The organism is Azospirillum sp. TSO35-2 (genome assembly GCF_003116095.1).
Taxonomy (GTDB): domain Bacteria; phylum Pseudomonadota; class Alphaproteobacteria; order Azospirillales; family Azospirillaceae; genus Azospirillum.
On the sequence record NZ_LGRA01000013.1, the window covers coordinates 592,549 to 612,057 of the forward strand.

A 19,509-nucleotide genomic window follows, 5' to 3' on the forward strand; every position below is an offset into this window, starting at 1 on the left:
GGCCGGCATCATGACGAGCTTCACCGACATCTTCATCCGCCGTCCCGTCCTGGCCGTCGTGGTCAGCCTGCTGATCCTGCTGGTCGGGCTGCGCGCGATGCTGGAGCTGCCGATCCGGCAGTATCCGCAGTTGCAGAACACGGTCATCACCGTCACCACCACCTACGCCGGCGCCTCGCCGGAGCTGATGCAGGGCTTCATCGCCACGCCGATCGAACAGGCGGTGGCGACGGCCGAGGGGCTGGACTACCTGACCTCCTCCTCCACCCAGGGGCAGAGCGTCGTCACCGCCTATGTCCGGCTGAACTTCGACCCCAACGTCGCGATGACCGACGTGATGGCGAAGGTGCAGCAGGTCAAATACCAGCTCCCGCGCGAGGCCAACGACCCGGTCATCCTGAAATCGACCGGCGAGACGACCTCGATCCTCTACATGGGCTTCTCCAGCCCCGACCTGTCGGGCGCGGCGATCTCCGACTATCTGACGCGCGTGGTGCAGCCGGTGCTGTCGACGGTGGACGGCGTCGCGCAGGCCAAGATCCTGGGTGGCCAGACCTTCGCCATGCGGCTGTGGCTCGACCCGGTGAAGATGGCGGCGCGCGGCATCTCGGCCAGCGACGTGTCGGCGGCGATCACGGCGAACAACTACCAGTCGGCCCCCGGCCAGACCAAGGGCGTGTTCGTCATCTCCAACGTCACCGCCAACACCGGCCTGACCGACGTCGACCAGTTCCGCAACATGGTGGTGAAGGCCAAGGACGGGGCGCTGGTGCGCATGCGCGACATCGCCACGGTGGAGCTGGGCGCCCAGAGCTTCAACGCCAGCGTGGCGATGAACGGGCAGCAGGCGATCTTCATCGGCGTCGACAGCACCCCCACCGGCAACCCGCTGAACATCGTCGCCGACATCCGCAAGATGGAGCAGGATCTGCGGCGCAACCTGCCGCCCGGCATGCAGATGGAGATCGTCTACGACAGCACCCGCTTCATCCAGGCCTCGATCGACGAGGTGGTGAAGACGCTGCTCGAGGCGGTGGCCATCGTCATCGTCGTCATCTTCCTGTTCCTGGGCAGCCTGCGGTCGGTGCTGATCCCGGTGGTGACCATCCCGCTGTCGATCGTCGGCGCCGCCACCTTCATGCTGGCGCTGGGCTTCTCGTTGAACCTGCTGACGCTGCTGGCGATGGTGCTGGCCATCGGTCTGGTGGTCGACGACGCCATCGTCGTGGTGGAGAACATCCACCGCCACATCGAACACGGCAAATCGGCGGTTGCCGCCTCGCTGCTCGGCGCGCGGGAGATCGTCGGGCCGGTCATCTCGATGACCATCACGCTGGCGGCGGTCTACGCGCCGATCGGCCTCTTGGGCGGCCTGACCGGCGCGCTGTTCCGCGAGTTCGCCTTCACCCTGGCCGCGTCGGTGATCGTGTCGGGCATCGTCGCGCTGACGCTGTCGCCGATGATGTGCTCGGTCATCCTGAAGGAGGGAACCCCGGGCCGCTTCGCCGCCTTCCTCGACCGCCAGTTCGAGCGGCTGGCCGGCTGGTACGAGCGGCGGCTGGACGGCATGCTGGACTACCGCGCGGCGACGCTGCTGTTCGCGGTCGGCATCCTGCTGTCGGTCGGCTACCTGTTCGCCAACACCATGTCGGAGCTGGCGCCGGAAGAGGACCAGGGCATCCTGTTCGGCATTTCCAAGGCGCCGCAATACGCCAACCTCGACTACATCGACAGCTTCGGCAAGCAGATCGACGACACCTTCGCCAAGTTCCCGGAAACCGACACCCGCTTCATCCTGACCGGCATGCCCACCCTGAACCAGGGCTTCGCCGGCATGATCCTGAAGCCGTGGGGCGAGCGCGAACGGTCGGCCAAGCAGTTGCAGCCGCTGGCCCAGGCCGAGCTGGGCAAGGTGACCGGCGTCAACGTGTTCCTGGTGTCGCCGCCGGCGCTGCCGGGGTCCACCGGCGGCCTGCCGGTGCAGATGGTGATCTCCAGCCCGGGCGACTACCGCACCATCTTCGACGCCATCGAGCGGATCAAGGACGCGGCGACCAAGAGCGGCATGTTCATCGTCACCGACAGCGACCTGCAGTATGACAGCCCGGTCGTCCGGCTGAAGATCGATCGCGCCAAGGCGGCCGACCTCGGCCTGTCGATGAAGTCAGTCGCCGACACCCTGGCGGTGCTGGTCGGCGGCAACTACGTCAACCGCTTCAACCTGAACGGCCGCTCCTACGAGGTGATCCCGCAGGTGCCGCGCGCCGACCGGCTGACGCCGGAGTCGCTGACCAACTATTACGTCACCTCGGGCACCGGCGCCCAGATTCCGCTGTCCACCGTGGTGTCGGTGGAGACTGCGGTGGAGCCGAACGCGCTGAACAAGTACAACCAGCTGCCTTCGGCGACCTTCTCGGCGGTGCCGATGCCGGGCGTGTCGATGGGGCAGGCGGTCGCCTTCCTGGAAGACCAGGCGCGGGCCCAGCTGCCGGCCGGCTTCAACCACGCCTACCTGTCGGAATCGCGGCAGTTCGTGACCGAAGGCAGCCAGTTGATGATCACCTTCGCCTTCGCGCTGATCGTGATCTATCTGGTGCTCGCGGCGCAGTTCGAATCGCTGCGCGACCCGCTGGTGATCCTGGTGTCGGTGCCGATGTCGATCTGCGGCGCGCTGTTGCCGCTGTTCTTCGGCGCCTCGACCATGAACATCTACACCCAGGTCGGCCTGGTGACGCTGATCGGCCTGATCTCCAAGCACGGCATCCTGCTGGTGGAGTTCGCCCGCGAGATGCAGATCAACGAGGGCGTCGACCGCCGCACCGCGATCGAACACGCCGCCCGCGTCCGCCTGCGCCCGATCCTGATGACCACCGCGGCAATGGTGGTCGGCCTGCTGCCGCTGCTGACCGCCGCGGGGGCCGGTGCGGCCAGCCGCTTCTCCATCGGTCTGGTCATCGTCTCGGGCATGCTGATTGGCACGCTGTTCACGCTGTTCGTGCTGCCGGCGGTCTACACCGTGCTGGCCAAGGACCATTACGCGGCGTCGCGCTCCAGGCGTGCGGCGGAGATCGCCACGCTGACCTGAGCGGAGGGCCGGGGGACACTTGGCCAGGGGACACATGGAAGAATCGGCCCCTTCCCACAAAGAGGGGCGGTTCTTCCGGGTTCCCACTATCGAAAGACAGGGGTCGGCGCCGGGAAAGGGGGCAGTGCGGCTTGGCGGTATTACCGTGAATGACGCGGCGGCTTCCACCCGCTTGCAGGCCTAAGATGACATGCACCGACGACAAACGAAATCAATGGGAGGCTTGCATGCCGCGACCATTGCCTTTCTTGCTCGGTGCCCTGCTGTTGACGTCGCTTCCCGCGGCGGCCGACCGTGAACCGGCACCCGAGGGGGCCCGCGCCTACATCCTGTGGCCCCGCGACGGGACCGTGGTCACCGGCGGCAAATTCTGGGTTCGCATGGGCCTGCAGAACATGGGGGTGGCGCCGGCCGGGGTGCGGCGGGAGCACACCGGTCACCATCACCTGCTGATCGATTCCGACCTGACCAATCCCAACGAGCCGATCCCGAACGACAAGCAGCACCTGCATTTCGGCGCCGGCCAGACCGAGGCGCGGCTGGAACTGCCGCCGGGCAAGCACACGCTGATGATGGTGATGGGCGACGCCGACCATGTCCCCTTCGACCCGCCGGTGACGTCCGACAAGATCACCATCACGGTGAAGTAGGCACGGTGAAGTAGGCACGGGTACGTTGGGCACGGTGCGGCTGGCCCCACCGCCCTCCACGGGAGGATCCCATGACGCTACGGATGCACAGCCTGTTGGTCGCCGCCGGTCTGGCGAGCGGCCTGATCCTCACCTCCGGCATCGCCGCGGCGGACGACAAGCCGGCCGGTGCCGCGAAGGCGGCCGATGCGGGCGCCACGGCGCGGTCGGCCGGCAGCAAGGACGCGGTCCTCTACATCGGCTGGCCCACCAACGGCGCCGTCGTCGGCACCCGGTTCAAGGTCTGGTTCGGCCTGCGCAATTTCGGGGTGGCCCCGGCCGGCGTGGCGAAGGACCACACCGGGCACCACCATCTGCTGATCGACACCAGGCTGACCCGTTTCGACGAACCGATCCCGAACGACAAGCAGCACCTGCATTTCGGCGGCGGCCAGACCGAAACCATGCTGGAGCTGCCGCCCGGACGCCACACGCTGCAGCTGGTGCTGGCCGACGCCGACCACGTCCCGCACGACCCGCCCATCCTGTCGAAGATCGTCACCATCACCGTCCAGGCCCGCCGCGGGGCGGAGGTTTCGACACGCTGAGCCGGCCGTTTTCGAGCCGGCTGGCCCGCGGCGGCCGGCGCACACCCACCGCGATGGAGGCCACTGGCATGCTGTTCGCCCTGCCGTTCCATCGGGCCGCCGCCGCACCGGCGTTGCTGTCGGTGCTGCTTCTTGCCGGTTGCTTCACCTCGGGCGAAAAGGTCGCGCTGGTGCAGCAACCCAAGACACCGGCGGCCCGCACCATCAGCAGCTTCAGCGAGGCGCTGCGCTGCATGGACACCCTGCTCGCCGCCCACGGCAAGCACGACATCTACATCACCAGCAACGGCATCCCCGACGCGACCGGCCGCGTGGCCGGCGGCACCAAGGACATGCTGATCACCGCCGTCAGCCGCATGTCGGAACGCTCCAACGCCTTCCGCTTCGTCGATTTCGAACCGGCGCTGGACGACGTCAACGCGCTCTACTGGATGGTCGGGGTGCAGCCCGGCTTCCGCGCGCCGTCCTATTACATCCGCGGCGCCATCACCCAGCTGGACGACAACGTCGTCAGCGAGGCGGCGGGGGCCGGGCTGTCGCTGCCGTCGCTCGACCTCGGCGTGTCGGCCGATCAGGTGGCGTCGATGATCTCCGTCGACCTGAATGTCGGCGAGCTGGTGACGCGCCAGATCATCCCGGGCATGTCGGCCAGCAACTCGCTCGCCGTGCTCAGCTCGGGCAAGGGCGCCGACGCCGGGGCGCTGATCGGCAAGGCCGGCCTGACCTTCAACGTCTCCTTCAACAAGTCGGAGGGGCTGCACCAGGCGGTCCGCACGCTGGTCGAGCTCAGCACCATCGAGGTGCTGGGCAAGCTGACGCGCACGCCCTATTGGCAGTGCCTGGGCATCGACCAGACCAACCCGGCCTTCATGGGGCAGGCGCGCGACTGGTTCGACGCCATGCCGCCGGAGCAGCGGGTGACCTTCGTCCAGCGGACGCTGGCGGCCGACGGCTATTACGACGGCACCGTGACCGGCGAGTTGAACGAGCAGACCCGCAGCGCGGTGTCGCGCTATCAGGCCGACCATGACCTGATCGCCACCGGGCGGATCGACTTCGACCTGTACCAGCGCATGCTGGGCCAGCCGTCTGGCCGCCAGCAGATCGCGCCGGAGCGGATCCAGGCGGTCAGCAACGCCGGCGGCGAGGGGTTGCCGCGCGCCGCCCCGCTTCCGGCCGGCGCCGCGCCCGACCTGATCCTGTCGTCCGACCGTGGGCCGAAACCCCGCTACCGCGTCGGCGACCCGCTGGTGGTGCGGGTGTCGCCGACCGCCGACGGTTTCGTCTACTGCTATTACCAGGACACCGCCGGAGCCGTCGCCCGCATCTATCCCAACCGCTTCCAGCCCGACGCCTTCGTCGAGGCGAACCGGCAGGTCGAAATCCCGCCGGGGACGCAGAAGCCGTTCAACCTGCGCATGGACCGGGCCGGCGACCAGGAGGCGATCGCCTGCGTGGTGACGCGCGACGAGATGGGCGTGCGCCTGCCCGACCGCTTCAAGAGGGAGGATCTCCAGCCGATCCCCGGCGCCTCGCTCGCCAGCGTGATGGAGGCGTTCGCCGCGGCGTCGGGCGGAACGGCACGGTCGAAACGCATGGCGATCCAGGTGACGCCGGGGGCGGTCGCATCCGGGGGATGATGTGGGGCCAACTGTGGCCCGGCTCACAGAAGGCGGGCGGCGGCGCTGATAGAACGGAGGCAACAGGGCGGACACCGGTTGCGGGACCGCCCAACCCCCTCACCGCTTGGAGAGTGTCATGCCGACGCACCGTCGCAACTGTCTCACCCGCCTTGTGCTTCCCGCGCTGCTGGTCGTCGGTGCCGTGCCGGCCATGGCGCAGTCGGTGGAAAGCAGCGGTGGCGGCAATGTCCTGATGTTCGACCGGCCGCCCACCGTCGACGAACTGCGCGAGGTGGTGGCGCCCAGGCCGCGCACCCGCAGCATCGAGATCGGTGGCGCCATGGCCAGCAGCGCCGCCCAGCACCGGCGCCCGACCGAGAGCGTGAGCTACCCGCCCGCCTCCCCGGCCGAGCAGGCCACCGAAACCCCCGCCCCCAAGGCGCCGGCGCGCCACGCGGCGAAAGCGGTGGCAATCCCGGCGGCGGCCCAGCCGGCGGAACGTCAGGCGGCGCCGGCCGAACCGGCCCAGCAGGCGGCGCTTCCCGCCCGGGAACCGGAACCGGCCGCGCCTGACGCCTTCGGCTTCCGCATCAACTTCGCCTTCAATTCCGCCGACATCCCCCGCGACTTCCAGCCCTACATCGACGCGGTCGGCGGGCTGATGGAGCAGGACGGCTCGCTGTCCCTGGTGGTGGAGGGGCACACCGACGCCGTCGGCAGCCCGGCCTACAACCAGGTGCTGTCGCAGCGCCGCGCCCTGGCGGTCGGCGAGTATCTGGTCCGCGTCCACCACATCGACCCGCAGCGCATCGCCGTCGCCGGCAAGGGGCCGACCGAGCCGGTGATGCCCGACCCCTACGACGGCCGCAACCGCCGCGTCGAGTTCAAGCCCGCGCGCTGACCCGCGCCCAGACGGTTGCCCCGGAGGTTGTGATGAGACGCATGGTCCTGAGCCTTCTGCCGATCGCCCTTCTGCTGGCCGGCGAGGCCGGCGCCACCCTGGTGAAGAAGGGCGACGGCACCCGCGTCGGGGCCGCACCGGGCGGCGTCGATGTCGGCGTTCCCACCGGCAAGGTCCGCATCCAGTGCTGGCAGGACGGCCGCAAGATCATCGACGAGGCCGACCTCGCCATCGTCTCGCTCAGCATCGCCAGCCAGTTGAACGGCCTGCGCTTCCGCCGCGGCGGCGACCCGGACGGCTCGCTGTCGGTGATGACCCAGTCCCGCACCGCCTGTCTGTTGGGCCGGCACGAGTAGACCCTTCCCCCCATCGCCTGGAGGCCGCCATGACGCATCCGTCCGCCCTGCTGCTGTGCGCCGGCACCCTTCTGGCGCTCGCCCCCGCCGTGCAGGCGGCGGAAGCGGTGGTCGTCGCCTCGACCGCGCCGGGCTACGCGTTGGGGCAGGTCGTCGCCGACGGCGCGGCGGTGACGGTGCCGGAAGGCGCCGGCATCATGCTGCTGTTCGCCAACGGCCGCACCTTGCGGATCAAGGGGCCGTTTGCCGGCCCGTCCGACCGCCTGGCGGCCGGTGCGGACGGCGGCGACCCGAACGCGCCGGCCCGGCCGTCGCTTGGTGGTCTCCTTGGCGGCGAACGCTTTGCCCAGGCCGACGTCGGCGCGGCGCGGGCGTTCGGCGCTCCCCTGAACCGGGCGGCGGAGCGCGCCTTCGCCATCGATCCCGGCGTTCCCGGCACCTATTGCCTGCCCGTCGGCACCCGCCCGACGCTGATCCGCCCGCAGGATGGCGGCCTGTCCGGCCTGACCCTGTCCGGCGACGGCAGCACGGCAACCGTTACCTGGAGCGGCACCGAGGGGCAGCAGCCCTGGCCGGAGGCGCTGCCGCTGCGCGACGGGCTGGAGGTGCGGGTGAGCGGCCCCGACGACACTCCGCGCCACAGCCTCCACCTCCGCCTGCTGGATCCGGCGCCGGCGAAGGATGCCGCGCCGGGGGCGGCGCTGGCGCTGCGTCTGGCCGCCGCCGGCTGCGGACGCCAGACGGCAGCGCTGCTCCGGCCGCTGCGCGACGCGCTGGTGCCGCTCGACCTCTATCTCGCGGCCGAACAGCCGCCGGCCGCCGGCTACCGGCCGGGCGACCGCATCCGGCTGGTGCTGCAGGCGAACCGCGACGCCCATGTCTACTGCTACCTGCGCAACGGGCGTGGCCAACTGCTGCCGCTGTTCCCGCTCGGCACCGGCACCAGCGCCCGGGTCGCCGCCGACACCGCGCTGACCTTGCCGGGCGACCGCATGCCGCTGCCCCTGGTGGCGGGCGAGAGCGGCGGCGACATGGAGGTGCGGTGCGTCGCCGCCGACCGCGACCTCGGCGACGCCCTGCCGGGTCGGGCCGACGCCTTCCGGCCGATGGACGCCGAGACGGTGGCGCAGCTCGACCGCGCGCTGAACGCCCTGCACGACACCGACGCGGTGGTGGCCCAGGTCATCCTGCGGGTCCGCTGACATGCCCGCCGCCCCGGCCGCAGCCGGGAGGACGCCCGCCGCCCTCGCCGGCCGGGCGCTGCTGATCGTCGCGGGCGCCGCCCTGCTGGCGCTGGGGTTGACGCATCTGGTGCCGCCGCTGCGCTCGGCCGACGAGACCTTCGGCGATCTGCTGACCGCCTACCTGTCGCCGCCCCAGCCGCAGCATCCCGGCGTGGCGCTGGTCACGCTGGGGGAGGACAGCTTCGCGACGCTGGTCTGCCGCTCGCCGATCGACCGCGGCTTCCTCGCCGATCTGATCGGACAACTGGAAGCGGCCGGGGTGCGCGCCATCGGCATCGACGTCCTGTTCGACCAGCCGACGCTGCCGACCTTGGACGAGCGGCTGCGCCGCCGCATCCTCGACGCGCGGATCCCGGTGGTGGCGATCACCGCCCTGGCCGGAACGCCGCTGACCGAGGCGCAGCGGCGCTTCCTCGGCCGGTTCCTCGACGGCATGGACCATGGTCACGCCAACCTCGCCAAGGATCCGCTGGACGGGACGGTGCGCTGGCACGTGCCGCGCGGGCCGGACGGAACGCCCAGCATGCCCGCCCGTCTGGCCGAACTGGCCGGGGCCGCCGTGCCGGAGGCACCGTTCCGCATCGATTGGCGTCCCGGCCCGAGCCCCGGTGTCCCGGCCTTTCCCACCTACCCGGCGGAGCTGGTGGCGCTGCTGCCGGCGTCGTGGCTGGCCGGGCGGATCGTGCTGATCGGCACCGCGCTGAACGACGTCGACCGCCACCGCACGCCGCTGGCGCTGGCCGGCGGGGCGACGCCCGGCGTGGCGATCGGGGCGCAGGTCCTGGCGCAGTTGCTCGACGGACGGCACAGCCCGCGCCTGCCGCTTGCGCTGGAGGCGGCGCTGGTGGCGGTGACGAGCGCCGCCGGGGTCGCGCTGGCGCTGGCCGGCCTGCCGCTGGCGCTGCTGGCGGCGGCGAGCCTGCTGTTGCTGGTGGGCGTCTGGGTGGGCGGCGCGCTGCTGTTCGCCGAAGGGGGGCCGCTGGTGCCGCTGCTGGCGCCGTCGCTGGCCTGGGCGGGCGGCATCGCGGCGATGGCCGCGCATCTGTCGCTGCGGGAGCGCGCCGACCGCCGCGTCCTGATGCGGCTGTTCGCCAACCACGTCTCGCAGCCGGTCGCCGACGAGATCTGGCGGGAACGCGCCACCTTCATGACCGGCAGCCGCCCGCGCCCGCAGCAACTGACCGCCACCGTGCTGTTCTCCGACATCGAGGGCTTCACCACCGTCTGCGAAAGGCTGGAGCCGGAACCGCTGATCCGCTGGCTGGAGGGCTATCTCGACGCCATGGTCCGCATCGTCGCCGCCCATGACGGCATCGTGCTGCGCTTCATCGGTGACGCCATCCTGGCGGTGTTCGGCGTGCCGGTCGCCCGCAGCAGCCAGGAGCAGATCGACGCCGACGCCGCGCACGCGGTGGCGTGCGCCGTGGAGATGGGCCGCGAGCTGGCCACGCTGAACCGGCGCTGGCGGGAGGAGGGGTTGCCGCCGGTCGGCGTGCGCATCGGCATCCACACTGGCCCGCTGGTCGCCGGCAGCATGGGCGGGCTGCGGCACATGGAATATTCGCTGCTGGGCGACACCGCCAACACCGCCGCCCGGCTGGAGGCCCACGCCAAGACCGTCGGCGCCCGCTCGTCCCCGCACAGCCGGATCGTGATCGGCGACCCGACCTGCCAGGCGGTGCGCGGCAGCGTCCGCGTGCTGCCGGTCGGCGAGGTCGCGCTGAAGGGCAAGTCGGTCCCGGTCCGCATCTGGCTGGTCGTCGACGACGCGGCCGGCGCCCCGGCGGAACCGGCCGCCGATCCTGCCCCTGATCCCGTCGCCGACAGCCAGGGAATGTGACAGGGAGTATCGACCGGCGCCGAAGGGGGTGCCGCGCCGGCAGGTGCAGGACCGCGAATTTGCGGATTAGGCTGATTGCGTGGCTTGGCAGCCCTTTTCCCCGCCGCTAAGCTTTATCGACTGGAAGATCCTTGAAATTCCTGGGTGATGGATTCCTCCACGACGAGGGAGGCGACGGGATGGCTGAATGGTGGAGCCGGTGCCGGTCTGCCATGGCCGCGCAGATCGCCGCCATGCTGTCCATCATGGTCGCCGTCGCCGGGGCGCTGGTTCTGACCGTCACGGTGGCGCAGGCCGCCGGGCCGCCATCCTCCACGCCGTCATCGTCGGCGACGGAAAAGCGCATCGCCCTGGTGATCGGGGTCAACAACTACCAGCACGCGCCCGAACTGGTGAACCCGCGCAACGACGCCCGCGCCATCGCCGAGGCTTTGCGCTCGCTGGGCTTCACCGTCGAGGAGCAATACGATCTCGACAATCGCGGCTTCGGCACGGCGTTGCGCGGTTTCGGCATCCGCGCGGCCCAGGCCGACGTCGCCGTGCTGTTCTACGCCGGCCACGGCATTCAGGTCGCCGGCACCAACTACCTGATCCCCGCCGACGCCCAGCTGGAGCGCGAGCGCGACCTCGTCTACGAGGCGGTGCCGCTGAACCTGCCGCTGGGCGAGCTGTCGCAGGCGCGCAAGCTGGGGATCCTGATCCTCGACGCCTGCCGCAACAACCCCTTCGTCGACCGGCTGACCCGCACCGGCACCAACCGGCTGCAGGCGCATCCCGGTCTGGGCCGGGTCGACGACACCCCCAGCGACACGCTGGTCGCCATGGCCACCCGCGCCGACCAGCTGGCGGAGGACGGCACCGGCGAGCACAGCCCCTACACCGCGGCGCTGCTCCAGCATCTGGCGACGCCGGGGCTGGAGTTGAGCCTGTTCTTCCGCAACGTCCGCGACACCGTCAAGCAGGCGACCGACGGCCGCCAGGACCCCTTCATCTACGGCTCGCTCGGCGCCACCCCCTTCTACTTCAACCCGCGCCCGCCCAACCGGCCGCCGCAGTTGCAGGACGTCCAGCCGATCACCGTGTCCGACCGCGCCGGGCCGGAGCCGTTGCGCATTGCCCCGCCGACCGATCCCGACGACGACCAGCTCTTCGCCCGCGTCACCGGCTTGCCGCGCGGCGGCAATGTGCGCATCGGCGAGCGCAGCGTGCTGATCGGCGACTACCTGACGGTCGAGCAGCTCGCCGCCACCAGCTTCAAGCCCGACGCCAGCCTGCGCGGCGACGCCGGCGGCTTCGAGTTCACGGTGATGGACGGCCATGGCGGCACCGTGCGCGGCTTCGTGCCGATCACCATCCGGCCGAGCAACCGCCCGCCGACCCTGGTGTCGGCCCGCCGCCTGACCGTCCTGCCCAACCCGCTGCGGATCGAGGCGCCGAGCGACCCCGATGGCGACCCGCTGACCATCACCGTCACTGCGGTGCCGGAGCGTGGCCAGGTGGTGAACGGCGGCCGTCCGGTCCGCTCCGGCGACAGCCTGTCGGTCGAGACGCTGACCAACCTGCTGTTCGAGCCCGACCGCGCCGCGCCGGGTCCCGCCGGCACCTTCGCCTACAGCGTCGACGACGGTCGTGGCGGGGTGTCCAGCGCGACGGTGACGGTGGAGATCGGCGAGGCCGGCACGCCGCCGCCCGCCGCCGACGCCGAGGAGACGGTGTGGCAGCGGGTGCGGGCCAGCCCCGATCCGGCCGACGCCGAGGCGTTCCTCCGCCTGTTCGGCACCGGCGGCTACGCCGCGGCGGCGCGCGAGCATCTGGAACGGCTGCGCGCCGGAACGCCGGTGGCCGCGGTGACGCCGTCCGGCAGCGCCGCCGCGCCACCTCAGAACGTGGCAGCGAACCCGATCCCGTCCACCGCTCCGGCGCCCCCGCCCACGCCGTCCGACCCGACACCGGCGCAGGGCAATGGCGGGGTGCGCAACCATGGCAACGGCAACAGCTTCCGCGATTGCGAGACCTGTCCGGTGATGGTCCGGCTGCCGCCCGGCTCGTTCCAGATGGGCAGCGAGAAGGGCGATCCGTCCGAACGGCCGCTGCACGGCGTCACCCTGTCGAAGCCGGTCGCCATCGGCGTCTACGAGGTGCTGGTCGGCGAATGGCGTGCCTGCGTGCAGGGCGGCGGCTGCACCGACATGCCGCGGATGACCAACCCCGGCGACGGCACCGCGGTCCACAACATCAGTTGGGAGGACGCCCAGGCCTATGTGAAGTGGTTGAGCCAGAAGACCGGCCAGCGCTATCGCCTGCCGAGCGAGGCGGAGTGGGAATACGCCGCCCGCGCCGGCACCGCCGGCCCCTACTGGTGGGGCGGCGACGCCGGGATCGTCGCCGATTGCCAGAATTGCGGCGGCCCGCACGAACCGCTGACCCCGGCGGTGGCCGGCGGCTACAAGCCGAACCCGTTCGGGCTGCACGACATGAACGGCGGCGTGGCGGAATGGGTCGCCGATTGCTGGAACAAGAACTACAGCGGCGCCCCGACCGACGGCAGCGCCTGGCAGCGCGGCAACTGCCGCAAACGGGTGCTGCGCGGCGGGTCGTGGCGCAGCGGCTTGGCGGACATCACCGACACCGCCCGCAACTTCTACGACCAGGACGTCCGCTACCTGAACAACGGTTTCCGCGTCGCCCGCGAACTGAACTGAACAGAAAAATGGCCGGCGGAACCCGTCCGCCGACCGAGGCTGGGAGGAAACCGGACGCTCAGCGCTGGATGGTCTTGACCCGCTGAGCGGCGACGTTGCCGGCACCGGCGGCGATGTTGACGGCGCTGTTGGCGTTGTTGAACTGAACCCCGCCATTCTTCATCGCGAACCCCAGATAGGGCAGCGGCCCCAGCGTCGTCGCCAGCGCGCCGGGCTGGTCGATCGGGTTCGGCATGCTCGGCACTTGCGGTGTGGCTGGCACCTGCGGCGCGGCCGGCATCTGCGGTGCGGCGGGGGTCCTGGAGCGCCGGCGCTCGTGCCGGGCCGCGGGGGTGGCGGAGGTGGTGTCGGCCGTCGCCGTGGCCGGTTCGGGCTGGGGCATGGGCTGGGGGGTGGCTTGCGGCGCGGGCTGCGGGTCGCCGTTGCCGGTCAGCACGCCCTGGTCGGTCGAATTGCCCTCGCCGATGGCGATGTTCAGGGCGCTGTTGATGTTGTTCACGATGAAGGGGGCGTCGATGAAGGTCAGGCTCGGCGACAGGTCGGGCGGCGGGTTGCGGCTGGCGGCCAGCGGCGTGCCCTGGTGGAAGCCGGCGAGGTAGCCGGCGTCGCCGCGGGTCTTGGCGATCATCTGCTGATGGAACTCGGTCCGGCTCTTGCCCGGGTTGGTCACCATGGCGCCGGGAGGCGCGCCGCGCCGGGTGGCGCTGGCGAACACCGGCTGGCGCGCCGGCTGGGCGAAGGCCTGGGCGAGGTTGGCGGCGCTGACGCCCTCCGGCCCGAAGCCGATGCCGCCGATCTCCTGCGCCGGGGCGGCGGTCGGGGCGATCGCCGGGGCGGCCGACAGCAGCAGAGCCGCGACGCCGTGCAGCAGGCGGGTGCGTGGCATGGGACGCTCCTTCGGTTTTTATGGGGTCAGGCTGGCGTCAATGGACGCGCAGCGCTTCCAGATCCTCCTGCCGGACGGCGGCGCTGGCGAGCTCGACGCTGTCGAAATGGTCGAGCAGCCGGCCGTCCGCCGCGTGCACCGCGACCATCCGCCGGCCGTCCAGCAGGACGGGCTTCACATAGGCGCTGTCATACAGGCCGAACTCGGCGAAGAAGCGGTCGCAGGCGGTCCAGCGGGGCTGAGGGCTTTCGGACTTGGACATCGGCTTGTCTCCCGTTCGGCGATGCGCCGTGATGGAGGGAAGCCTAGGCCCGCCGTCCGGCGGACGCTGTGACATGGGACACATTTTTCGGCGATTCGGGAGTCCGGGCTCGGGTGGTCCGGTTCAGGCGCAACTGTCGCCCAACGCCACCAGCGCCTCGCCGTCGAGGATGGTGATGCGGCCGCCGGACAGGGCGATGATGCCGTTGCGCTGCCACTCGTTCAGCAGCTTGTTGACGCTCTCCCGCGACACGCCGACCAGACAGCCCAACTGCTGCTGCGACAGCTTGATGTCGAGCAGCACGCTTCCGTCGGCCGCCGGCCGGCCGAAGGCGTCGGCCAGCCGCTGCAGCGCGCGGGCGAAGCGCGAGGACGCCTCCAGGAACAGCGTGTCCTCCAGATGCTCGCTGGTCTGGCGCAGGCGCTTGCACAGAACGACCAGCAGGCGCAAGGCCACCTCCGGCTGGGCGGTCAGGAACGGCAGCAATTGGCTGCGGTCGAGCACCAGCAGGTCGGTTTCCTCGAGCGCCACCGCGTCGGCGGTGCGCGGTTCACCGTCCAGCAGCGCGATCTCGCCGAACAGGCCGCCGCGGTTGACGATGCTCAGCACCAGCTCCTTGCCGTCAAGCGAGTGGGAGCAGATCTTCACCCGCCCCCGCACCACCGCCATCATGCTGCTGCCGGGGTCGCCCTTCTGGAAGATCAGCGCGTTCTTCGGGTGGTAGGCCAGCCGGGCGCCGTTGGCGAGCCGGCGCAGGTCGTCGCGCTGCAGATGCTTCAGCAGGAAATGCCCGGCGAGAACGAGCTCCTTGTCGAAGGCGATCCGGCTCGCGGTCATGACCGGACTCCCTGGGATGGGGGCGTTGGCGGCGAGGTCTCGAACCCCGGCATCCTACACCGCCGGCGGTCCGCCGCCGGAACCGCCAAAGGCGGTACTTCGCCGTTCCGGCGCCTCTCCTTTCGGGGCGCTGGCCGGCGGTCTGCACCACTCAGTCGGTGCGTGGCCCGCGGTGGCCCCGGACGGCCGGTTCGTCATCGTCGTCGGACCACAGGTCGGGATCGTTCAGCCCATCGTCCGGCAGGGCGGGAAGGCTGCGCAGCGACGGGCCCGGCGTCGCCGAGCAGGTCGTCTGTCCGTTGACCGTCTCGCAACGCATGGTCCCCGGCCCGGTCAGGCAGTGGGTCCGGCCGTTGATGGTCTGGCAGGTCGTCGCCTCGCCGCTTTGCGAACAGATGGAGTGGCCGTTGATCGTGACGCATTGGGTCGAGGCGGCCTGCGCCGCAAGCGGCAGGGCGCAAGCCAGCGCCCCGGCCAGAAGAACGCGCGTCAAACTCGCCATGGTCGCCTCCCGATGGAGGATGCGGAAACGGGCGGGCCGACGCCGCAGCCGCGATGCCGGCCCGCCCGCAGGGGGCGTGAGGAAGGGGCTTTGAGGTCACCGAACGCCGATGGCCTTCTGCCGGGCGCTGTTGCCGAGCCCGGCGGCGACGTTCGTCGCCAGATCGACGTCGGTGCTGACCAGCGGTCCGCGCCCGGTCATGTTCAGCCCGACCTGGACGCCGTTGCCCTGCATGCCCAGCACGCGCTGGTTGGCGCTGTTGCCGATGCCCGCCGCCGTGTTGGTGGCGACGCCGACGTTGGTGCTGACCAGCGGCCCGAAGGGCATGCCCGGCCCACCGGGCGATCCGGACTGGACGCCGACCACGCGCTGGCGGGCGGTGTTGCCGATGCCGGCCGCGGTGTTGGTCGCGGTGCCGACGTTGGTGGAGGTCAGGCCGAAGGCACCGGCCGCGAAACCGGCACCCAGTTGGGGCGATGGTCGGCGGACCATGGTGTCCGCCATGGCCGGCGCGGACAGGAGTGCGGCGGCGAGGCCGCAGAGCAGGAGGGGGCGGAGCATGGGGCGGGTGTCTCCTCGGCAGGGCCTCCGGTGTCGGAGGCGAGGGGCGGCACCTCCGGCCCTGTGGGGCCGGGCCGGAGGTGTCGGGGACGTGCGGGGCTGTCGCTGTGCCTCAGCGTTGCCGATTTCAGCGTTGCCGATCTCAGCGTTGGATGAGCCGGCTCTGCTGGCCGGCGAAGTTGCCGATGCCGGCGGACAGGTTCTGCACGTTGCCGAAGTTGCCGCCGCCGAACGGCGTGGCGCTGTGCTGGCGCACCATGCTGTTCTGCGCCGCCAGGTTGCCGATGCCGGCCGCCGTGTTGCCGACCACCGCGCTGTTGGAGCCGCCGCCCAGCGGCACCCCGAAGCCACCGCCGAAGCCGCCGCCCTGCACCGTGGTGGCGCGCTGCTTGGCGAGGTTGCCGATGCCCGCCGCGGTGTTGTCGACCGAGGCGCTGTTGTTGGTGCCGAACAGGCCGGGGCCGCCCATCTGCCGGGTCATCGCCGACTGAACGGCGACGTTGCCGATGCCGGCGGCGGTGTTGTTGATCGAGCTGACGTTGCCGGCGAAGGCCGGGGCCGACAGCAGGGCGACGGTGGCGAAGCCGGAGAGCAGGGCGGTGCGGATCATGGCGTGGGTTCCTTCAGCGAGGGGAGAGGGAGGGGGTTCGGTTCGGGACCGCCGGGGGAGCCGTCTGCCCGTCCCCTGTCTGCCGTCCCGATGACCAGACCCTATCCCCGCGCCGATTCCACGGCTGTGAGCCGCGCCACAAACTCGCCCGCTTTCCGGAAAACCGCCGAAATCAGTCCGCCGCCACCAGCCGCTCCCGCACCGCTTTCTTCTCGGTCAGCGGCAGATTGTAGGTGATCGTCGCGCCGTAGGCGCCGGGATCGGTCGGATCGACCCGCACCTTGTCGAAGGCCAGCACGCGGGTGCCCAGCGTGAAGCCCTCCTTCAGGTCGTGGGTGACCATGAAGACCGTCATCCGCTCCTCCGCCCACAGCCGGAGCAGCAGTTCGTACATCTGAACTTTGGTGCCGGCGTCGAGCGCGCCGAACGGTTCGTCGAGCAGCAGCAGCTTGGGCTTGCGGATCAGCGCCTGGGCGATGGCGAGGCGCTGCTGCATCCCGCCGGACATCTCGGCCGGGTATTTGTGGGTGTGGGCGCCGAGGCCGACCGCCTCCAGCACCGCCGCCGCCTCGGCCAGCGCGGCGCGGCGGCGGGCGCCGAACAGGCGGCCGAGAAAGCGGGAGCCCTCGAACTCGCGGCCGAGGATGACGTTCTCCAGCGCCGTCAGGTGCGGGAAGACGGAATAGCGCTGGAACACGACGCCGCGGTCCGGTCCGGGCTCGGCGACCAGCGGCTGGTCGTCGAGGAAGATGCCGCCGCGCGTCGGCCGCTCCTCGCCCAGCAGCAGGCGCAGGAAGGTGGTCTTGCCGCAACCCGACGGCCCGACCAGCGCGCAGAACTCGCCCGACGGGATCTCCAGGTCGACGCGCTCCAGCACCACCTGGTTCGGGTATTCCATCCACAGGCCGCGGACCGAGACGTTGCTCATGACGAACCCTTTCCGGCCCTCAGCCAGGGAAAACAGCGGGCGTTGAACAGCCGCAGCAGATAGTCCGACACGAAGGCCAGCAGGGTGATCCACGCGACATAGGGCAGGATGACGTCCATCGCCATGTAGCGCCGCACCAGGAAGATGCGGTAGCCCAGCCCCTCGGTCGCGGCGATCGCCTCCGCCGAGATCAGGAACAGCCACGCCGGCCCCAGCGACAGCCGCAGCGCGTCGACCAGCCGGGGCAGCATCTGCGGCAGCACCACGCGCAGCACGATCTGCCAGGTGCTGGCGCCCAGGGTCTGCGCCTTGATCAGCTGCTCGCGCGGCATCTCGGCGGTGCGCATCGCCAGGTCGCGGATCAGGAAGGGCGTCACCCCGACCACGACCAGCACCACCTTGGACAGCTCGTCCAGGCCGAAGACGATGAACAGCACCGGCAGCACCGCCATCGGCGGCACCATCGACAGGATGGCGACGAAGGGCGACAGCCCCGCCCGCACATAGGGAACCAGCCCCATGCCGATGCCGATCACCAGCGCCAGCGCCGTCGCCACGCCCAGCCCCAAGCCCAGCCGGTGCAGGCTGGCCGCCGTGTCGACCCACATCAGGTAATCGCCGGTGCGGGCGTCGGGGGTGAAGGCCACCCGCTGGACCGCCGCGATCATCGCCGACAACGGTGGCAGCAGCTTGTCGTTGGGGTTGTCGGCCAGCCGCAGGGCGGACGCCGCGGCGTAGCCCATCGCCACCGCCAGGAACGGGAGGGCGCCCCAGAACAGGATGCCCCCACGGCCGGGCCGCCGGTTGATGATCCGGCGCATCGCTCAGAGCGTCCCGTCGGCGGCTTGCTTCATCACCGCGGCGTCGAAGCGCAGCTTCACGTTCTTGGCGTCGCCCAGCACGGTGCCGCCGGGGAAGACGATGCCGACGGCGTCGCGGCTGCGCGCGCCCTCGCCCAGCAGGCCGTGGTCGAAGGAGAAGGTCCGCACCAGATCCATCGTCTTGATCAGGTCGCCGCCGCTGGCGAAGGCCGCCGCCTCGGTCGGGGTGTAGAACATCTTCGTGGTGACGAGCTGCTGCTTGTAGCCGGCGAGGTCGGTGCCGGACGCCTTCGCCATCGCCTCCAGCGCCGCCTTGCCCTCGGGGGTGTCGGGCCTGGTCATCAGCCCCATGACCTCGTACCAGGCGCCGACCAGCGCCTTGGCCAGGGCCGGGTTGTCCTTCATCGTGGCGGAGTTGACGACCATCAGGTCGATGATCTCGCCCGGCACCTTGGAGCTGTCGAACACCATGGTGGCGCCCTGGGCCTTGGCCACCTCGCTCAACTGCGGGTTCCAGGTCACGGTGGCGGTGACGTCGGGGGAGGAGGTGAAGGCCGACACGATGTCGGCGTCGGCGGTGTTGACCACCTTCACGTCCTTCTCGCGCAGGCCGACGCTGTCCAGCCCGCGGGCCAGCAGGTAATGGGACACCGACAGCTCGACCAGATTGACCTTCTGGCCCTTGATGTCCTTCAGCGTCTTGCCCGTCTTCAGGACGATGCCGTCGTTGCCGTTGGAATAGTCGCCGGAAATCAACGCCGTGCTGTCGACGCCGCCCGCCGCCGGGATGGTCAGCGCGTCCATGTTGGTCATGACGCAGCCGTCGAAGGCGCCGGCGGTGTACTGGTTGATCGATTCGACATAGTCGTTGATCTGTACGATCTCGACCTTGATGCCGTACTTGTCGGCCCACTTCTTCATGATGCCGCTGTCGGCGGCGTACCCCCAGGGCATCCAGCCGGCGTAGATCGACCACGCGACGCGGAAGTCCTTCTTCCCGGCCGCCGCGGCCGGCGACGAAACGGCAAACGCCGTGGCGGCCACCGTGGCGGTGAAGGCCACGCCGAACAGCGCGCGCTTGAGCAAGGTCCGCATGTTCACATTCCCCTTTGCCT

The 19,509-nt window shown here is 70.7% G+C and carries 18 protein-coding genes; 9 read left to right on the forward strand and 9 right to left on the reverse strand.

The window, feature by feature from the left end:
• Nucleotides 1–10: 10 nt before the first annotated feature.
• The 9 genes from TSO352_RS10010 (at nt 11) to TSO352_RS10050 (ending at nt 12,987) form a co-directional block, all read left to right on the forward strand.
• Nucleotides 11–3,085, forward strand: a complete 3,075-nt coding sequence (locus tag TSO352_RS10010; protein ID WP_109107176.1) for a multidrug efflux RND transporter permease subunit — start codon at nt 11–13, stop codon at nt 3,083–3,085.
• 266 nt (nt 3,086–3,351) lie between these two features.
• On the forward strand, nt 3,352–3,735 hold the full coding sequence (locus tag TSO352_RS10015; protein WP_247872009.1) for a DUF4399 domain-containing protein: 384 nt from the start codon (nt 3,352–3,354) through the stop codon (nt 3,733–3,735).
• Between the two features lie 71 nt (nt 3,736–3,806).
• Nucleotides 3,807–4,322: a DUF4399 domain-containing protein gene (locus TSO352_RS10020; protein ID WP_247872010.1), complete on the forward strand. Its 516-nt coding sequence runs from the start codon at nt 3,807–3,809 to the stop codon at nt 4,320–4,322.
• Between the two features lie 68 nt (nt 4,323–4,390).
• Nucleotides 4,391–5,962 (forward strand): DUF4384 domain-containing protein, encoded by a 1,572-nt coding sequence (locus tag TSO352_RS10025; RefSeq protein WP_247872011.1) that lies wholly within the window; start codon nt 4,391–4,393, stop codon nt 5,960–5,962.
• A gap of 118 nt (nt 5,963–6,080) precedes the next feature.
• Nucleotides 6,081–6,845, forward strand: a complete 765-nt coding sequence (locus TSO352_RS33475; RefSeq protein WP_109107180.1) for an OmpA family protein — start codon at nt 6,081–6,083, stop codon at nt 6,843–6,845.
• Between the two features lie 32 nt (nt 6,846–6,877).
• Nucleotides 6,878–7,201 carry a hypothetical protein gene (locus TSO352_RS10035; protein WP_146210734.1) on the forward strand — a complete coding sequence of 108 codons (324 nt, stop codon included), beginning with the start codon at nt 6,878–6,880 and terminating at the stop codon, nt 7,199–7,201.
• A 29-nt stretch (nt 7,202–7,230) separates the two neighbouring features.
• A complete protein-coding gene (locus TSO352_RS10040; RefSeq protein WP_109107182.1) occupies nt 7,231–8,403 on the forward strand; it encodes a DUF4384 domain-containing protein in 1,173 nt (390 codons plus the stop codon).
• A gap of 1 nt (nt 8,404) precedes the next feature.
• Complete coding sequence (locus TSO352_RS10045) at nt 8,405–10,285, forward strand: adenylate/guanylate cyclase domain-containing protein (RefSeq protein WP_109107183.1); 1,881 nt, start codon at nt 8,405–8,407, stop codon at nt 10,283–10,285.
• Nucleotides 10,286–10,497: 212 nt separating this feature from the next.
• Complete coding sequence (locus tag TSO352_RS10050) at nt 10,498–12,987, forward strand: SUMF1/EgtB/PvdO family nonheme iron enzyme (RefSeq protein ID WP_158284563.1); 2,490 nt, start codon at nt 10,498–10,500, stop codon at nt 12,985–12,987.
• 58 nt (nt 12,988–13,045) lie between these two features.
• Here TSO352_RS10050 and TSO352_RS10055 read toward each other — a convergent pair whose 3' ends face one another.
• The 9 genes from TSO352_RS10055 to TSO352_RS10095 all read right to left on the reverse strand — a co-directional run bounded on the left by TSO352_RS10055 (nt 13,046) and on the right by TSO352_RS10095 (nt 19,489).
• Nucleotides 13,046–13,873 carry a hypothetical protein gene (locus TSO352_RS10055; RefSeq protein ID WP_109107185.1) on the reverse strand — a complete coding sequence of 276 codons (828 nt, stop codon included), beginning with the start codon at nt 13,871–13,873 and terminating at the stop codon, nt 13,046–13,048.
• 37 nt (nt 13,874–13,910) lie between these two features.
• Nucleotides 13,911–14,135 (reverse strand): hypothetical protein, encoded by a 225-nt coding sequence (locus tag TSO352_RS10060; RefSeq protein ID WP_109107186.1) that lies wholly within the window; start codon nt 14,133–14,135, stop codon nt 13,911–13,913.
• Nucleotides 14,136–14,258: 123 nt separating this feature from the next.
• Nucleotides 14,259–14,972 (reverse strand): Crp/Fnr family transcriptional regulator, encoded by a 714-nt coding sequence (locus TSO352_RS10065; RefSeq protein WP_109107187.1) that lies wholly within the window; start codon nt 14,970–14,972, stop codon nt 14,259–14,261.
• A gap of 151 nt (nt 14,973–15,123) precedes the next feature.
• The gene (locus TSO352_RS10070) at nt 15,124–15,474 is read right to left on the reverse strand and encodes a hypothetical protein (protein ID WP_109107188.1); all 351 of its coding nucleotides are present in this window, start codon (nt 15,472–15,474) and stop codon (nt 15,124–15,126) included.
• Between the two features lie 96 nt (nt 15,475–15,570).
• The gene (locus tag TSO352_RS10075; RefSeq protein ID WP_109107189.1) at nt 15,571–16,035 is read right to left on the reverse strand and encodes a hypothetical protein; all 465 of its coding nucleotides are present in this window, start codon (nt 16,033–16,035) and stop codon (nt 15,571–15,573) included.
• 142 nt (nt 16,036–16,177) lie between these two features.
• Nucleotides 16,178–16,645, reverse strand: a complete 468-nt coding sequence (locus TSO352_RS10080) for a hypothetical protein (protein WP_109107190.1) — start codon at nt 16,643–16,645, stop codon at nt 16,178–16,180.
• Nucleotides 16,646–16,817: 172 nt separating this feature from the next.
• Nucleotides 16,818–17,573: an ATP-binding cassette domain-containing protein gene (locus TSO352_RS10085; protein ID WP_109107191.1), complete on the reverse strand. Its 756-nt coding sequence runs from the start codon at nt 17,571–17,573 to the stop codon at nt 16,818–16,820.
• Nucleotides 17,570–18,394, reverse strand: coding sequence for an ABC transporter permease subunit (locus tag TSO352_RS10090; protein WP_109107192.1), 825 nt, complete (start codon nt 18,392–18,394; stop codon nt 17,570–17,572). Before TSO352_RS10090 ends, TSO352_RS10085 begins: the two co-directional genes overlap by 4 nt.
• Nucleotides 18,395–18,397: 3 nt before the next feature.
• The gene (locus TSO352_RS10095) at nt 18,398–19,489 is read right to left on the reverse strand and encodes a putative urea ABC transporter substrate-binding protein (RefSeq protein WP_109107193.1); all 1,092 of its coding nucleotides are present in this window, start codon (nt 19,487–19,489) and stop codon (nt 18,398–18,400) included.
• Nucleotides 19,490–19,509 lie beyond the last annotated feature (20 nt).

What these genes read in the sequence shown, in the direction of transcription:
- TSO352_RS10010 (WP_109107176.1), top strand. Translation starts at nt 11, where the DNA reads ATGACGAGCTTCACCGACATCTTCATCCGCCGTCCCGTCCTGGCCGTC.
- TSO352_RS10020 (WP_247872010.1), top strand. Translation starts at nt 3,807, where the DNA reads ATGACGCTACGGATGCACAGCCTGTTGGTCGCCGCCGGTCTGGCGAGC.
- TSO352_RS10025 (WP_247872011.1), top strand. Translation starts at nt 4,391, where the DNA reads ATGCTGTTCGCCCTGCCGTTCCATCGGGCCGCCGCCGCACCGGCGTTG.
- TSO352_RS33475 (WP_109107180.1), top strand. Translation starts at nt 6,081, where the DNA reads ATGCCGACGCACCGTCGCAACTGTCTCACCCGCCTTGTGCTTCCCGCG.
- TSO352_RS10035 (WP_146210734.1), top strand. Translation starts at nt 6,878, where the DNA reads ATGAGACGCATGGTCCTGAGCCTTCTGCCGATCGCCCTTCTGCTGGCC.
- TSO352_RS10040 (WP_109107182.1), top strand. Translation starts at nt 7,231, where the DNA reads ATGACGCATCCGTCCGCCCTGCTGCTGTGCGCCGGCACCCTTCTGGCG.
- TSO352_RS10045 (WP_109107183.1), top strand. Translation starts at nt 8,405, where the DNA reads ATGCCCGCCGCCCCGGCCGCAGCCGGGAGGACGCCCGCCGCCCTCGCC.
- TSO352_RS10050 (WP_158284563.1), top strand. Translation starts at nt 10,498, where the DNA reads ATGGCCGCGCAGATCGCCGCCATGCTGTCCATCATGGTCGCCGTCGCC.
- TSO352_RS10055 (WP_109107185.1), bottom strand. Translation starts at nt 13,873, where the DNA reads ATGCCACGCACCCGCCTGCTGCACGGCGTCGCGGCTCTGCTGCTGTCG.
- TSO352_RS10060 (WP_109107186.1), bottom strand. Translation starts at nt 14,135, where the DNA reads ATGTCCAAGTCCGAAAGCCCTCAGCCCCGCTGGACCGCCTGCGACCGC.
- TSO352_RS10065 (WP_109107187.1), bottom strand. Translation starts at nt 14,972, where the DNA reads ATGACCGCGAGCCGGATCGCCTTCGACAAGGAGCTCGTTCTCGCCGGG.
- TSO352_RS10070 (WP_109107188.1), bottom strand. Translation starts at nt 15,474, where the DNA reads ATGGCGAGTTTGACGCGCGTTCTTCTGGCCGGGGCGCTGGCTTGCGCC.
- TSO352_RS10075 (WP_109107189.1), bottom strand. Translation starts at nt 16,035, where the DNA reads ATGCTCCGCCCCCTCCTGCTCTGCGGCCTCGCCGCCGCACTCCTGTCC.
- TSO352_RS10080 (WP_109107190.1), bottom strand. Translation starts at nt 16,645, where the DNA reads ATGATCCGCACCGCCCTGCTCTCCGGCTTCGCCACCGTCGCCCTGCTG.
- TSO352_RS10085 (WP_109107191.1), bottom strand. Translation starts at nt 17,573, where the DNA reads ATGAGCAACGTCTCGGTCCGCGGCCTGTGGATGGAATACCCGAACCAG.
- TSO352_RS10090 (WP_109107192.1), bottom strand. Translation starts at nt 18,394, where the DNA reads ATGCGCCGGATCATCAACCGGCGGCCCGGCCGTGGGGGCATCCTGTTC.
- TSO352_RS10095 (WP_109107193.1), bottom strand. Translation starts at nt 19,489, where the DNA reads ATGCGGACCTTGCTCAAGCGCGCGCTGTTCGGCGTGGCCTTCACCGCC.